Annotated in this window: 8 protein-coding genes; 3 read left to right on the plus strand and 5 right to left on the minus strand. The window is 58.6% G+C overall.

The genetic code is table 11. The features are described 5' to 3' along the window. Positions 1–48: 48 nt before the first annotated feature. The 3 genes from glgA to glgB form a co-directional block, all read right to left on the minus strand. A complete protein-coding gene (glgA, locus tag CHB88_RS07975; protein ID WP_217900139.1) occupies positions 49–1,482 on the minus strand; it encodes a glycogen synthase GlgA in 1,434 nt (477 codons plus the stop codon). Between the two features lie 37 nt (positions 1,483–1,519). After that, the gene (glgC, locus tag CHB88_RS07980; protein ID WP_089398774.1) at positions 1,520–2,806 is read right to left on the minus strand and encodes a glucose-1-phosphate adenylyltransferase; all 1,287 of its coding nucleotides are present in this window, start codon (positions 2,804–2,806) and stop codon (positions 1,520–1,522) included. Between the two features lie 162 nt (positions 2,807–2,968). Next, the gene (gene glgB, locus CHB88_RS07985) at positions 2,969–5,206 is read right to left on the minus strand and encodes a 1,4-alpha-glucan branching protein GlgB (RefSeq protein WP_217900144.1); all 2,238 of its coding nucleotides are present in this window, start codon (positions 5,204–5,206) and stop codon (positions 2,969–2,971) included. Positions 5,207–5,404: 198 nt separating this feature from the next. Here glgB and CHB88_RS07990 point away from each other — a divergent pair, with 198 nt between their 5' ends. The 3 genes from CHB88_RS07990 (at position 5,405) to CHB88_RS08000 (ending at position 12,947) form a co-directional block, all read left to right on the plus strand. Further along, a complete protein-coding gene (locus CHB88_RS07990; RefSeq protein ID WP_176442373.1) occupies positions 5,405–6,472 on the plus strand; it encodes an alpha/beta hydrolase in 1,068 nt (355 codons plus the stop codon). Positions 6,473–6,867: 395 nt separating this feature from the next. After that, entirely contained in the window at positions 6,868–11,496 is a 4,629-nt protein-coding gene (locus CHB88_RS07995; protein ID WP_089398777.1) for a DNA/RNA non-specific endonuclease, read from the plus strand. A gap of 272 nt (positions 11,497–11,768) precedes the next feature. Further along, complete coding sequence (locus CHB88_RS08000) at positions 11,769–12,947, plus strand: hypothetical protein (RefSeq protein ID WP_143131180.1); 1,179 nt, start codon at positions 11,769–11,771, stop codon at positions 12,945–12,947. Positions 12,948–13,384: 437 nt separating this feature from the next. On the opposite strand, the gene CHB88_RS24335 is transcribed toward CHB88_RS08000, so the two are convergent. Continuing rightward, positions 13,385–13,960 (minus strand): hypothetical protein, encoded by a 576-nt coding sequence (locus CHB88_RS24335; RefSeq protein WP_143131181.1) that lies wholly within the window; start codon positions 13,958–13,960, stop codon positions 13,385–13,387. Between the two features lie 171 nt (positions 13,961–14,131). Further along, a complete protein-coding gene (locus CHB88_RS08005; RefSeq protein WP_089398779.1) occupies positions 14,132–16,411 on the minus strand; it encodes an ATP-dependent DNA helicase in 2,280 nt (759 codons plus the stop codon). Positions 16,412–16,416: the final 5 nt, after the last annotated feature.

Raw genomic sequence — 16,416 nt, forward strand, 5'->3', positions numbered from 1 at the left:
GCCGCGACGCGTCTGGCCGAAGCAGATGCCCAAAAGCGGCGCCAGCAATCAATCTTGGTAGACCGCCATCATGCTGCGCGCTGCCACTTCCCAGCTGAACGCCTGCCGCATGCCTTGCTGCTGGATCTTCCGCCATGCCTGCGGCTGGCCATGCAGCCTGAAGGCTTCGCCCACCGCCCAGCGGAAGGCGTGGGCATCGAAGTCGTTGAACACGATGCCGGTGGCCGTGCCGGCCGCCAGGTTTTCCGGCGAGCGGTCCGCCACCGAATCGGCCAGGCCGCCGACCCGGCGCACCAGCGGCACCGTGCCATAGGCCAGGCCGTAGAGCTGGGTCAGGCCGCAAGGTTCGAAGCGGGACGGCACCAGGATGAGATCGCTCCCGGCAATGATGCGGTGCGCCTTGGCTTCGTCGTAGCCCAGCTGCACCGCGACCGACTGCGGATGGCGCGCGGCCGCCTCGCGGAAGGCGTGCTCCAGCCAGGCGTCGCCGCTGCCGAGCATCGCCAGCTGGCCGCCGCGCTCGATGATGTCCTGCACGCCGTCGAGCACCAGGTTCAAGCCCTTCTGGTCGGTCAGGCGGCTGACGACGCCGAACAGCGGCGCATCGTCGCGCACCGCCAGGCCGCATTCCGACTGCAGCGCGCGCTTGCAGTCGCGCTTGCCGCGCAGATCGTCGGCGTCGTAATGGGCGGCGACGTGGGCATCCACCCGCGGATGCCAGACGGCGTAATCCACGCCGTTCAAAATGCCATGCAGGTCGGCGGCGCGGCCGCGCAGCAGCCCCTGCAGTCCGCAGCCCTGCTCCGCGTCCTGGATCTCGCGCGCATAGGTCGGGCTGACGGTGGTGATCTTGTCGGCGTAGTACAGGCCAGCCTTGAGAAAGGAAACGCTGCCGTTGAATTCCACGCCATGCATGCCGAAGAACTGGCCGGGCAGGTCGAGTTCGCCGAAGCACTGCGCCGGGAACACGCCCTGGTAGGCCAGGTTGTGCACGGTGATGACGCTGCGCACGCCTTGCACGCCCCAGGCGCGCAGGTAGGCCGGCGCCAGGCCGGCATGCCAGTCATGGCCATGCAGCACGTCCGGCCGCCAGGCGTCATCCAGGCCCTGCGCCAGCCGGGCGCCGACCCATCCGAGCAGGGCGAAGCGGCGATGGTTATCGCCATAAGCCTGGTGATAAGCATCCGCATACGGATTGCCGGGACGGTCGTAAAGGCCGGGCGCCTCGATCACGTAGGCATCGAGGTCGAGCAGCTTGCCGGCCAGCAGGCGCACGGAGGATGCGCCGAAGCGCGGCGGCAGTTCTGCCAGCGTGCGTGCGTCGCGCAGTCCGGCCAGCAGCGCCGGGAAGCCCGGCACCAGCAGGCGGGCTTCGCAGCCCAGGCGTGCCTGAGCCGTGGGCAAGCCGGCTGCGACGTCGGCCAGGCCGCCCGTCTTCAGGTAAGGATAAACTTCGGAACAGACATGCAGCACCCGCATCATGCGCCCTGCCCCTCGGCAGACGGGTTCAATCCTGTCCTCACGCCTGCCCCGCCTTCAGCTTGGCCAGCATTTCCACCGTCACCAGCACCACGCCGTTCTCGGTGCGGAAGAAGCGCTGCGCATCCAGCTCCGCATCCTCGCCGATCACCATGCCGTCCGGGATGACGCAGCCGCGGTCGAGCACCACCTTGCGCAGGCGGCAGTTGCGGCCGATGACGGTATGCGGCAGCACCACCGCCTGGGTGATCTTGCAGAAGGAATGCACCCGCACATTGGAGAACAGCACCGCCTGGGTGATGTCGGAACCCGAAACGATGCAGCCGCCCGAGATCAGCACGTTGGCGGTTTCGCCGTGGCGGCCGCTTTCATCCGGCACGAACTTCGCCGGCGGCAGCTGCTCCTGGTAGGTCCAGATCGGCCAGTCGCGGTCGTAGAGGTTCAGCTCCGGCATGTTGGAGGCGAGATCGAGGTTGGCGGCCCAGAAGGCGTCCACCGTGCCGACGTCGCGCCAGTAGGGCTGGGCGCGGGAAGCGGCGGGCACGCTCGACATGTTCAGCGGATGGGCGAGCGCCTGGCCCTGCGCCACCACGCGCGGAATCACATCCTTGCCGAAATCATGGGTCGAATTCTCGTTGGCTGCGTCTTCCTGCAGCAGCTGGTACAGGTAATTGGTGTTGAAGACATAGATGCCCATGCTGGCCAGCGAGGTCTCCGGCTTGCCGGGCATGCCGGGCGGCGCGGCCGGCTTCTCCAGGAATTCGGTGATGCGGCGGCTGTCGTCGATGGCCATCACGCCGAAGGCCGATGCCTCGCTGCGCGGCACCTCGATGCAGCCGACGGTGCAGCCGCGCCCGCTCTCCACATGGTCGAGCAGCATCAGCGAATAATCCTGCTTGTAGATGTGGTCGCCGGCCAGGATCAGGATGTACTCCGGGTTGTAGGAGCGCAGGATGTCGATGTTCTGCGAGATGGCGTCGGCGGTGCCGCGGTACCAGTAGGCTTCGTTCACCCGCTGCTGCGCCGGCAGCAGGTCGATGAATTCGTTGGCCTCGCCGCGCAGGAAGTTCCAGCCGCGCTGCAGGTGCCGCAGCAGCGAATGCGACTTGTACTGGGTCACCACGCCGATGCGGCGGATGCCGGAATTGATGCAGTTCGACAGCGCGAAGTCGATGATGCGGAACTTGCCGCCGAAATACACCGCCGGCTTGGCGCGCAGGTCGGTCAGATTGTGCAGCCGCGAGCCGCGCCCGCCGGCCAGCACCAGGGCCACGGTTCTTCTCGGAAGCTGCCGCGCCAGAAGCAGCTTGTCAATTACCTGATTCATCTCTTGCCTCACGTCCTTGTTCTGTTTTGTGTTCGATTTCAAGCTCGGCGCCGCCAGGCAGTGAAGCCTGGAAACACCCGACATGTCGCCGCCGAAGGCGCAGTCCGCAGGCGGGATTCCATCATGCCACCGCGCCGGCATGCGCGCAAACGGCGGCCTGCCTCAATCATCTTGTTCGGCCAGCACCAGCATGAGGGTGGACAGCGGCGGCAGCGTCAGGCCGAGCGAATATGCCCGCCCATGCGATGCCACAGGCTCGGCTTCCAGCAGGCCGTTGCCGAGGCCGCTGCCGCCATAGACTGACTGATCGGTATTGATGATCTCGCGGTAGCGGCCGGCGACCGGCACGCCAATGCGGTAGCCGTGGCGCGGCACCGGCGTGAAATTGCTGACCACCAGCACGAATTCTTCCCGCTCGTTTCGGCGCAGGAAGGCGAACACCGAATTCTCGGCATCGTCCTGCACCAGCCAGTCGAAGCCCTGCGGCGAGGCATCGCGTTGATGCAGCGCGCCGAAGTGGCGGTACACCGCATTCAGGTCGCGCACCAGGCGCTGCACGCCGCGATGCGGCGCCTGCTCCAGCAGATGCCAGTCGAGGCTGCGTTCCGCATTCCACTCGTCGCGCTGCGCGAATTCGCCGCCCATGAACAGCAGCTTCTTGCCGGGATGTCCCCACATGAAGCCGTAGTAGGCGCGCAGGTTGGCGAAGCGCTGCCAGTCGTCGCCCGGCATCCGGCCCAGGAGCGATCCCTTGCCATGCACCACTTCGTCATGCGACAGCGGCAGCACGAAATTCTCGCTGAAGGCGTAGACCAGGCCGAAGGTCATCTGGTGATGGTGATGGCGCCGGTGCACCGGGTCCTTCTGCATGTAGCGCAGGGTGTCGTTCATCCAGCCCATGTTCCATTTGTAATGGAAACCGAGGCCGCCCTCATGCACCGGGCGGGACACGCCCGGATAGCTGGTGGATTCCTCCGCCATGGTGACGGCGCCCGGCCGCAGCGCGCCGATCACCGTATTCATCTCCTGCAGGAAGGCGATCGCCTCCAGGTTCTCGCGGCCGCCATGGACATTCGGTATCCACTCGCCCTGCTTGCGGCTGTAGTCGCGGTAGAGCATGGACGCCACCGCATCCACCCGCAGGCCATCCACGCCGAAGCGCTCCAGCCAGTAGAGCGCATTCCCAACCAGGAAATTGCGCACTTCGGTGCGGCCGGTGTTGTAGATCAGCGTGTTCCAGTCCGGATGGAAGCCCTCGCGCAGATCGGCGTATTCGTACAGGCAGGTGCCGTCGAAGCGCGCCAGCGCGTGTTCATCTTCGGGGAAATGACCGGGCACCCAGTCGAGCAGCACGCCGATGCCGGCCGCATGCGCCGCATCGACGAAATGCCGGAAGTCCTCCGGCGTGCCGAAGCGGGCGGTGGGCGCGAACAGGCCGGTGGGCTGGTAGCCCCAGGAGCCGTCGAAGGGATGCTCGCTCACGGGCAGCAATTCGACATGGGTGAAGCCCATCTCGCGCACGTAGGGAATCAGCTCGTCCGCCAGTTCGCGGTAGCCGAGCCAGCGCCCGCCCTTCTCCACCCGGCGGCGCCAGGAGCCGAGATGCACTTCATAGATGCTGACCGGCGCGCCGATGCCATTTGCCTCCCGGCGCTGCGCGGGCATGGGTGACGCCGGCGGCAACCGATGCACTATGGAAGCGGTCTGCGGCCGCAGCTCGGCGCGCAGCGCGTACGGGTCCGACTTCAGGCGCACCGCGCCGTGCGCATCCTTCAGCTCGATCTTGTAGAGGTCGCCCGGCTGCACATGGGGGATGAAGATTTCCCAGACGCCGCATTCGCGCCGCAGCCGCATCATGTGTCGCCGGCCATCCCAGTTGTTGAAGCCGCCGACGATCGATACCCGGCGCGCGTTCGGCGCCCAGACCGCAAAGCCCACGCCCGTGACGCCCTCCATCACGCGCGGATGCGCGCCCAGCACCTCGAAGGGCCGGCGGTGGGTGCCTTCCGCCAGCAGCCAGACATCCATTTCGCCAAGCAGCGGCGGAAAACGGTAGGCGTCTTCCATCTCCTGCACCTGGCTGCCCCAGTCCATGCGCAGCCGGTAGGGGAAAGGCTCGCGCCGATGTGGCAGATGGATGGCGAAGAGATCGGTGCCGGGCAGGCGCGGCATGGCTGCCGCTTCGCTTCCATCGCGCGCATCGATCAGTGCCGCCGACACGGCTCCCGGCAGAAGCGCCCGCACCACCAGGCCGCCTGGCGCGCGATGCATGCCGAGCACGGAAAACGGATCGGCATGGTCGCCGGACATCAGGACAGCGACGGTAGCCGGGCTCAGCAGGAAAGCGTCTTCTGGTGGCGCCGAGGGGGGTCTTGTTCTTGTTCTCAATGCGGAGTCCATGTTCATGACAGCGAAGCCAGCGCAAAAGTTTGCGCCGAGCCGGAGATATTAACGCCAGGAAAGTGAAGCAAGTTTGAAGCACATCAGCACATGGCGCGAAATTCGGCATGCGTTCGAGCGCCATGAGATGGGCTATCGCAGACGCGTGCCGGCACGTTAAGATGCAAACTTCCCAGAAGAATGTTTATCAGCCCAGACATGAATAACGAAGCAGCGCAGTCGCATGTGACACCCGGCACTCAGCAGCCTGCAAGCCCTGTATCTGGCGGGCGTCGCAGGATGCTCGGCCTGGGTGGCGCAGCGGCGGCCATGAGCCTCGGCGGCTGCGCCACGATCAAGTCCTGGCTGCCGGCCTACTTGGGCGGCACACCGGCCCGGCCGGCCGCGACGCCAGCCGCTGCGGGCTCCCGCATCTGGCTCGACATGGACCAGAAGCAGCTCGACGCCGCCTACGACCAGGCCGCCTACGCGCCCAACCGCGATACCGTGCTGAAGCGCTACGAAGCGGAGAGCGAACGGGTACGCGCCCGCATCGGCGCGCCGCGACGTTTCAGCTACGGCTCCGAGCCGATCGAGGCACTGGACTGGTACGCCACCGACCGGCCCAACGCCCCGGTCCATATCTTCCTGCACGGCGGCGCCTGGCGCGGCGGCACGTCAAAGGAATACGGCTTCCCCGCCGAACTGGTGACGCGGGCCGGCGCGCATTACGTGGTGCCCGATTTCGTCAGCGTCATCGACGCCGGCGGCAACCTGCAACCGATGGCCGACCAGGTTCGCCGCGCCATCGCCTGGGTCTACCGCCACGCCCGCCGCCACGGCGCCGATCCGGAACGCATCACCCTTTCCGCCCACTCTTCCGGCGCCCATCTGGCGGCCGTGGCGCTGACCTCCGACTGGTGGCAGGATTTCAACCTGCCGAAGAATCTGGTCAAGAACGCGCTGCTGTGCAGCGGCCTCTACGACCTGCGGCCGGTGCGGCTCTCATCGCGCAGCAACTACGTCAAATTCACCGACGCGATGGAAGAAGCGCTCAGCCCGCAGCGCCACCTCGACCGGCTCGCGACGCCGCTCATCATCGCCTACGCCAGCGGCGACACACCTGAGTTCCAGCGCCAGTCGCGCGACTTCGCGGCGGCGGTGAAGGCGGCGGGCAAGCCGGTGCAGCTGCTGGTGGGGCAGCATTACAATCACTTCGAGCTGCTGGAGACGATGGGGAGTCCTTATGGGGTGCTGGGGGAGGTTGTGGGGCGGATGGTGAAGTGAGGCCCTAATTCCCGAGGCTGACTGCGCTAGATCTTCGACTTCCAAATGGCTTGCCATGTGAGTCATTCACAAAGAACCCGGCGTCAGGTCAAAGGCGTCTTTTAATTCTATGGCCGGCACGCCAGCTGCATCCTTTTCCGGCCACGTCACCTAAGCGATAGGGCTGCAGCCTGTTTCTGACGAGCTTATCGGACGCAACGCCTGGCTTTATTGCATCGTTGCTAGTTACACGATCTGCCATTCCGATTTCCACTTAAGAATAGACCAAATTCACAATAAGCATTAATACGTAATCGCGGCACAATAGCTTAGTGGCCGCGGTCCCGTAAGAGGTCTTTTTTGAGACGTGCAGTTCATAAAGCCGCAGCCATGCGTCCTCATTAAAGGAGCATTGCATGAGCGCCGACCTGCAAAAAGTCAGCACATCTGACATCGCACAGCGTGCGGATGTAAGTCCAGGACAGGAAGTGTTGATCGCTAACTTGAACGAAACCGCCCCGTCGGGCAATTCCCCCATTGAACTGGTTAAATCCCTCTTCGAAGTCCTTTCCTTCTCTTTCTACGGCTATACGCTGATCATTCAAACTCTTTTTATGCTACCGGACATGCTTGGCAAACTCGCCGCCGACGCCAATATTTCGTCGGAAAGCATCAAGGGATTAATGGAAAAGCTAAAGGATGATGGCAATCGCCAAATTCTTACGCCGGCCCTGGACGCGCTCAAGCAAGGTATTGAACAAGTTATTCAATCGGGCGCAAGAGGAGCGGATCTAGTTGCAGCCTTATCAGTCCACTTGAATGAGTTCATCGGCGAAGCAAACGCGCTTCTATCGAAAAACGCACAGTCAACCCGGATATCAGTACCGGTAAAGAATGTACCGGGCCTTCCTTCTAATGGAGCGCAAGCTTCGAAACCAATTACCAGCCCAGTCATACTCCAGCCTGAATCACAGAAGTCAACCCCGGCGACAACGGCGCCTGCGTCCTTACCGCCCTGGATAAATCAAGCGAGACTGGACGTAACGAGAATATCAAACGACGTGATCAAGGGCGCTCTTTACGACAGTGGCGAATTACAGAAATGGGTAGCCGAGATTGTTACTCTTATTTCCCAAACTCCCGACCTCCCGGAAGGAAAAAAACTGATCAATGAGGTGAAACGGGCAAGCCTCATCAACAACGCGAACTGGCAGGCATCGGCAAGCTTCGCGAAGTTCGACCCTTATCGCTATGCGGGAAGCCCTGACGCATTTTCGAAAGGATGGTCGCAACTCAACGAACTATATCAAAAGGAAAGCGTCAACAAGCAGCAGCGAGGTTATCCGACCGTTCAACTTTCGCAACTGCTTGAAGGAGCCCGTACACAATTAATACAGTTTCGCTACGTTGCCTTGAGGAATGCCGCAGTAGCAGCCATGAACATTCCAACCCAAAGGGCCGATGTAAGCAAAAAAGCCGGCGCATTGCTCAGTTTTCTGAAATCGCAAAAAGTGGCGATTCCAGCGCAGATCCTCCAAGACCTCACACTTTTAGCGAGCAACACATGGGGCAAGCCACAACCATCAACGACACACCCCTCTCCAAGCCCAACAGCCGATATTCGGCAAGCCCCGCCAAAACCTCAGCAGTCATCCGGAAGTGCCTCAGCGGAAGCCCAGAATCCGCCTCCGTTGACCCAAGTCGATAACGTTACTTTGCAAGCTGTGATAGCGCTGCATCCGGAATTAGCAAAGAATATTGAGGACCTCAGGCAGCGGGTTTCGCAATTAGGCACAGTCAACGCTGGCGGCGCGCCGGGCATGCCGCCGAACAAGGAAGGTCAGATTGAAGCCTTGGTCAATGCGATTATTTCGGTTGGCAATACCCTTGCCGACCAGACGGTGAAGCTAGCGGGTGGACAACCCACCGACGATACCAAGCTGCAAATTCAGCATATGGCCGTGACGTTCATCGCCAACGCGCTTTTTCCGGCTGGCGAAGGCAATTTGATGGCGCAGATACTGGTTAATGGTGGGCAGGCGGCTTATGAGAACGCGCTCAATCAATACGCAGACCAGGTCGCAGGCAGACGGCAAGGCCTGAATGCTTGGGAAGCGGTTATTGCCGGCATGACGGGCTCCGCATTCGGCGCAGCCATCCACATCTCAGGCGATCTTCTTAACCGATTGATCAAGGCATTTGGTGAACCCAAACTTGCCGGGTTCAGCGCTACAAGTGCAGGTCTTGATGGATATATTTTGCAACCGATGAGAATTGAAGGAAGCGTGCTCAACAATGAAAGGGGCTATCCCAGCACGCGGCCCTCGTCACCCACTACTTCGGAAGGCAATCGTGAACTAATTGATATTGCTGCTTCCTTATCTAATCAAAATGCTTCTGAGTCATGGAAACTGTTGCAGGACGCTGGCTGGCAGATCGCCCATGGTGAAAATTCAATGCTCCAGTCTTATCAGATAGATGGAGAAAAAAAGCTCATCTTAATAAAACAGGGCCTTAGCAGGAGGCAGCTCCGCGATGATTTGGGAAATGTATTCAAGCAAGCGGAGCGCGTCGAAATAACAAAGCTGTTAAACGAATCACTATCCTCCTTGCCTTGGCCAGCACAGAAAGATGCCGACATTCGAACAATCTACGACTTCGTGAGCGGCAGTTTTAGGCGAAATCCGGAAAGACTCCTTTCCGCAATCAGCAATATTGAACGCGCGGCGAAACCTACGGGTGGCCTAAAGCTGCTGCTGCTAAAAAAAGTTTTCCCTAATTTTTCTGGGCTTGAAAATCTTTCCCCGAACAGTCAAGCCGCAATATTGGAGTGGTTATATCCTCCTTTCAGTGGAAGCTTTATACAACGCGTCGAATCGATCGCCAGCTTGAACTTCCTTATATCAGGAAAGCCGGCGGAAAAGAAATTGGCGAATGATGCAGCAAAAATCAGAAAATCCCTTGCTGAATCAGCTCGCCAGTTGGGATTTAAAACTGAAGGGCATTTCATAGATGAGCTGCGCCGAAGCCTTTCTCATTCGGCACTCGAAACTTTCGATAAGCGAGAATACGCTGCGATCAGCGATTCGATGCTTCGTGCGCGAGCTGACTTGATACCGTACATCAGAAACCGCTATCCGGAGCTATGGGCGAAGTACGTTCTTAAATGTAACGAACTCGGTGCCAGGCAGGAATTGGGCATTAGCTTTCTGCCTGAGGGGCCCATCAGCATCAGTCTGATAGAAGACGACTCTAACATTAAAGGTCTGAGGGTTTTCTTGCCGCCGCCTTTCGATTCAAAAACGCTTGATGCAAAAATCGCAGAATTGTTTAACAACTTCATTGAGTCAACGCTTTTAAAGCGTGGCAGCGTTCCAATTTCCACTCAAGCCCCTATTAGTGAAAAAATTCAAAGACAATCACCGCCGCAGATGCAAGAGCCTGCTGTAAACGGTAGCGTTGTGCCGCCACCCGAATTAAAAAGCTCCCCCGCACGCACCGCTCAGCAAACGACGCCTGAACCTTCAACTTCGTCACCTGAAAAACCCAATTCTTCACGATCAGAAAATACTAACCCGGTCGCTGGGTTCGACGTGACTGTAGAACAAATTAAGAACGGCGAAGTTCAAATCCTTTCTCAACTTCCTGGAATCCAGATTGAACGTGTCCAAGTCAGAAGCAACGTAACTTACCTAAGCTATCCGAGTGGCCATCCTCAAGGTGTGGATGCGCTATTGACCGTCGCGGATTTTTCGCCACGTGGTGCTACGGGCGAGCCATTTTCCCGCCTACCGGAAGGATGGGTTAGGGCACACCTATTGCCGGCAACGATGGGCGGGGTGGGCGGAAAGCTCAATATCGTGGCAACGGATCGCATGCTCAACCATCGCATGATGGCTTCCGTGGAAAACATAATTCGGAGAATGATGCGAATCGCTGCAAGTAAGCCGAACGCTGCCGTAAAGCTATCCATACGCTGCAATTACTTTACCCGCGATGGAAAAATCGTGGAGGACATTCCTGCCGCCATTACTTATGATGCCGTCATCGTCGACAAATCAAAGCGAGGCACGGAGTACGCCGAAATCCCTGGCCAGCCCAGTGTGCATGTTACCCAGTCAAATGCACTTTACCACCTGAATGCGAAAGACGGCGTGCCGGTTTACACTGGATATGGCCCTCAGAACAGTGACGCCAGGTTCGCATATAAACCGGTTGGGAAGATAAAAACGCCATCGTTGGGTGCCCCCGAACCCAAAGGCGCACTCTGGACGGATAGAAGAAAAATCGTCATCAAAGACCTAGAAGCGAGTGGAAATCAGTCTGTGGGAAAAATGGACGCATTCGCACTGCAAATTGCCTATTCAGGTCAGTTGGATGACAGAAGCAAGCCCTTCGATGCTGACAAAGCCTTTTCCAAATTGCATAAATTCCGTGCTGACGCCCAAGAAGCTTTAAAAAAATTGAAAACTGATTATCTGTTCTGGTTCAACAGTCAAGGGACGGCTTTAACAGCGTATCGCGCAGAAGAAGAGCGCTATATCGATTCAGTCGTCCAAGTGTACGGAGTTCGCAACCAGCAAATGGTTAACGAAGTAAGAACTCAAATATTCCAGCGGGCTTATCTGCAGTTTGAGCAACGTGTTAGATCATTGAGGGAAAATCGATTAACTGATGAAAAACTTCTCGAAGAACTCGCGGAATTCTCACAAATGACAGTGCGCGCATCGAAGTCTTTTGCTTCAACTCGCGGGGAAGATGCTTCTGGTGTGAGCTATTCAGGCGATTTTGCCATGGGGATCCTTTTCCGTTCTATGGCCCTCGACCATGTGTTGAAATTACGCCCTCATCTTGCCACCGAAGCGAAAGTGGCTACCATGCTACGAAATTTGGATGGCAATCGGATCGAGTTGGAAAGCATGCTTGCACTGGAAAAACCCATCGAATCGAGGGATAAGAAACGCATCGAAGACGCGCTCGAAGAAATTAGAAGGGTAAATATGACTGTCGAAAAAGCGCTAAGTGAAACGCCTGAAGGTGGATAACTTGCAAGCAGATGCCATGATTTAACCGACTGCAGTTCATCAAGCTGACGGACCGAGGTGACAGCAGAGAAATCAAGAACGCTTCGTAGTAAGTGTGACCTGATCTGGAATTTGCCCGGTTTGACAGAGGTAATTGTCAGGTAAAGTTCATCGGTTTAGAGCGATAACTATATCGTGTCAATCTTCCTTTCCGTCCAATAGGGTTTGGGCCACTTATATACATCAAGCGGTAGTGGATTGACAGCGTTCCAACAACAGCAACGGAGTAAACCATGGCGATCACGTCGAACATCCGAATCAACAGGGACCTTCCTCCAAATAATTCAATACAAGAGCCTGGTCCTTCACTCAAAAGGGGAACTGCTCAGACCGCTTCCACTTCTTCCAACGGAATGTCGGATAGCGCAACCAAGAAAACCGAACTTTCTACGCCGCTCATTGCGGTTTTCGATGTTTTCAGTAATGCCGACGAGACTGTCCGCTGGGTCGATGTCAACAACGATGGCATGAATGATTTCCTTGGTCATGGAGATATCGTGTCAGCGATCATTCAAGCGAAGACAGGGATTGCGCCCGAACACCATGATGCAAGTCCGGAAGCGGTTGTAACGTTCCTTTGCGACTTGAACACCAGCAGAAAAGGAGATTTCCAAGGCGTGTTCTTGAACTTCTCACAAGAGGTGAGTGACACACCCGAAGTCGTTGACGCATTGATCGACGCTGCTAAGAAAGGCGCGAAGATCACGATCTCGGAAGGCAACCGGAACTTCAATCAGTTGGCCTTAAACGTGCGCAAACGTTTAGGTGGCAAAAAGCACCCCAACATAGCAATCGTCGCCGCTTCGGATGGCAGGGTAGGGGAAAAACCGAGCATGATCGCGGACAGCAAGAACGTCTTCCGCAAAGATCTGACTGATGCGATCTCGAACGGTCGGTTGAAAGTGATACAAGTGCGAGGAGGATTTGACATCAACGGCGACAAATTTCCAGATTTATCAGACAACGTTGTTTTCAGAAACTGGAACGATCTCACCGGCAAGAAGCTTGCAGAGAATTGGGCACCAGACGACGTCCGGAAAAAGATAAGAGGCGGCGCTCAGGTTGGAGAACTATGGACCGACTCGACATTGAATGGGAAGCTGATCCGGATTTCCGACATCGGCGACCAAGATGAACGCGAACTGGTGCTTCGGGACCTGGCCGCCAGATTAGGTTTGACCAAAAACCAGATACAAGGACTGTATGTCGATCTCGGCGCGCTATCAACTTATGTCGTAACGATGCAAAGCGGCGGCGGACTCGTGGTGTATAGCGCCAATGGTCGCGGCGAACTGTCCCGCCTTTCACATAAAGGCGGCTTTGGCGACGCGGCGGCGACTTCATGGGCGGCACCGAATTATCTTGCTGACCTTATTCTTCAATTTGAGAGCACAGTGAGACGTGCTCGATAACGATTGCACGCTTGCCACATCAAATCTTGGTGTCTGCATGAATGCTTGGTGAACGTCCCCGCGGCAGCGGATTGGGCTTGATCACATCCCCCGTTTCGCGGTACGGCCGCCACAGCTTTTCCGCTGTGGCCAGACACACGCTGAAGAGTGCGGCCACTTCACGCTAACTCACCGTGCCGCGTTCGCTGGCGGCAATCAGTTTCCAGCGCAATTTTTTTTGATAGGGCGGCGGCCATGACATTTTTCCTCCATACCAGACATGTCTCGGACCTCGTATCTCTAACTTCGCTTCTTATGCTTTACCGTAACTCGCTGTAGTTACGACAAACCCACAGCGGAATTCAGAGCGCATAAGGAAATGGAGCTTGAGCCTACGATGCTCACGCTACAGTAGGTACGGATGCGCTTCTCGACCGAACCTTCGCCCCTTGAACCTACTAATCCTTAAGGTTTAAAGAAGAGTTATCAGGTAGGGTGCTTAGGTAGTTGAACAGATTTCCTTGTCCTTTAACGTTAATTTCAACAGATCCATCCGCTTTTTTAAGAACGGCAAGTTCATCGTTTGAATGCAGTCGCCATTCGGTGAAACTGTGATCTTTATTGTACCGGCTGACACGCAGTTGCCCATTAATCGTTTCAATTGTGTAGGAGGGCAAACTTTTGTTTTGTGGCGTAAGTTCAATTGAGCGATGTTGAGTAATACCTTTATACGTTTCTATTTCTTGAGGCCGGCTGTATGAAGGAGCGACCGAATAACGTACGACTTTTTGACCAGAGTCTGTACTCGCAGCAATAGACATGTCGACGAAAAATGCTAAGCTGCCCTTTTTACTAAGATTTTGTAGTCGACTAGCAAAAAGGTCTTTAGATATGCGGTCCAAGAGCGGAAGATTAGCATCCGGTGTCGCGCCATCGGAGCTATTTTTTACTCCAACTGGAATTCTGGATATCTTGTGATTGCTTTGGTTATTACCAGCACTCGAAACTTTGTGTGTCGGGTCGAAAGAAGACATTTGGACTCCCTGTATATAAATTGAAATTATTTAGACAGCATCAGGGTCAATGCAAGCCACGTGCCATAGAAGCAATGTTTGCGCAACTTCTGATAGAAGGTGACGGCGGTTGAAAACCAAAGATTGGTGTTCTAACTCTGTCCTCATCCAACTCGTAAATCGAACTTCTTTTCAATAGCCGTCGATATATCTTCGGTCATCCTTCAACTGCCACCACCCCGGCAACAACCCCCTCACTTCCCCCCGATTGAACCGGTCATCAATCAAGTACACCACCCCCACATCCTCCCGCGTGCGGATCACCCGCCCCGCCGCCTGCACCACCTTCTGCAAGCCCGGATACAGATAGGTGTACGCATAGCCCGACCCGAGCAGCGCCTGCAGCCGCTTCTGCATTTCCTGGTTCACCGGGTTCACCTGCGGCAGGCCCAGCGTGGCGACAAAGGCGCCGATCAGGCGCGCGCCGGGCAGGTCGATGCCTTCGCCGAAGGCGCCGCCGAGCACGGCGAAGCCGATGCCGCGGCTTTCCGGCGTGAAGCGGGCGATGAAGGCGTCGCGTTCGGCTTCATCCATGCGGCGCGACTGCAGCCAGGTGGGCATCTCGGGATGGCGGCGGTGCAGCTCGGCGGCGGCCTTCTCCAGGTAATCGTAGCTGCTGAAGAAGGCGAGATAGTTGCCCGGCTGTTTGGCGTACTGGCTGGCCATCAGGTCGGCGATCGGGGCGAGCGAGGCGTCGCGGTGCTGGTAGCGGGTGGAGATGCTGGACACCACATGCACGTCCAGCTGCTCGGCGCTGAATGGCGATTCGACATCCGTCCACACCATGTCGTCCGGCAGGCCGAGCACTTCCTGGAAGTAGTGCCATGGGCTGAGCGTGGCGGAGAAAAGCGTGGTCGAGCGGGCGGCGGCGAAGCGCGGCTTGAGAAAGGGGGCTGGCAGCACATTGCGCAGGCACAGGCGGGATGACTTCGTGCGGCCGCCGTCGATCAGGCTGATATCGAAGAGGGAGTGCTCGCCGAACAGTTCCGCTACCCGGGTGAAGTGCAGCAGATCGAAATAGAACTGCTGCAGCTGGCCATCCACCGCCTGCGGCTGCTCGGCGAGATAGTCGGTGATGTCGGCGCCCGCCTGCTGCAGCGTGGACAGGAAATCCGCGGGCGGCGCGGGATACACCTGGTACGGCGCTTCCTGCTCGGCGTGCAGCGTCTTCCAGGCGCGCTGGATGCGGTCGAAGGAACGCTTCAGGGCCGGCGGCGCGGTGCGGCGCACCTGGCGAAAGGCGAACTGGTCCAGTTCCGCGCCGTACATCTTGCGGGCGCGGTCCACCAGGTTGTGCGCCTCGTCCACCAGCACGCCGACGCGCCAGCCGTTGGCCTGCGCCAGCGCATGCAGCATGGCATTCAGGTCGAAGTAATAGTTGTAGTCGCCGACGACGACATCGCTCCAGCGCGCCATGTCCTGGCTGAGGTAGTAGGGGCAGATGTCGTGGGCCAGGGCGACTTCGCGCAGGGCGGCGCGGTCGAGCAGGGTGCGCCGCACGGCGGCCTCGCGCGCCTTGGGCAGCCGGTCGTAGAAGCCTTGCGCCAGCGGGCAGGCGTCGCCGTGGCAGGCCTTGTCCGGGTGCTCGCAAGCCTTGTCGCGGGCGACGATTTCGATCACCCGCAGCGGCAGGCCGGGCGAAGCGGCCTCCAGCTTGCGCACCGTTTCCAAGGCGAGGCCGCGGCCGGAGGTCTTGGCGGCGAGGAAGAACACCTTGTCGATCTGCTGCGTCGGGCAGGCCTTCAGCATCGGGAACAGGCTGGCGATGGTCTTGCCGATGCCGGTGGGCGCCTGCGCCAGCAGGCAGCGTCCCTGGCTGGCGGCGCGGTAGACCGCTTCGGCGAGCTGGCGCTGGCCAGGCCGGAAATCGGCATGTGGAAAACGCAGCGCCTGCAGGGCGGCGTCGCGCGCCTCGCGGTGTGCCATTTCCTGCCTGGCCCAGGCGAGGAAGCGCTCGCACTGCCGGTTGAAGAACTGCTCCAGTTCGGCCGCCGCGTGCAGTTCGGTCAATACGGTTTCCTGCTGGCTGCCGATATTGAAGTACACCAAGGCCAGCGTCATCTCGCTCAGCCCGAGCTTTTTGCACAGCAGCCAGCCGTAGATCCTGGCTTGCGCCCAGTGCAGGCTGCGGTGGTTGCCGGGGATGGCGTCGAACTTGCCGCGATAGGTCTTCACTTCTTCCAGCCGGTTCGCATCCGGGTCGTAGCCGTCGGCGCGGCCGCGCACCCGCAAGGCGTCGTACTCGCCTTCCAGGCTGATCTCCGACTGATAGGAAGCCGGCCGACGCCCTGCGACAACCTGGTGGCCGGCGATGCCTTCCTGCGCCGTGGGTGATGGCGTGAAGCGCATGTCGAGACCGCCCGCCTTGGCGGTGAATTCGCACAAGGCGCGCACGGCGACGACGTACTGCATGGAAA

It is taken from the genome of Noviherbaspirillum humi, from assembly GCF_900188095.1.
GTDB classification, from domain to species: Bacteria; Pseudomonadota; Gammaproteobacteria; order Burkholderiales; family Burkholderiaceae_D; genus Noviherbaspirillum; species Noviherbaspirillum humi.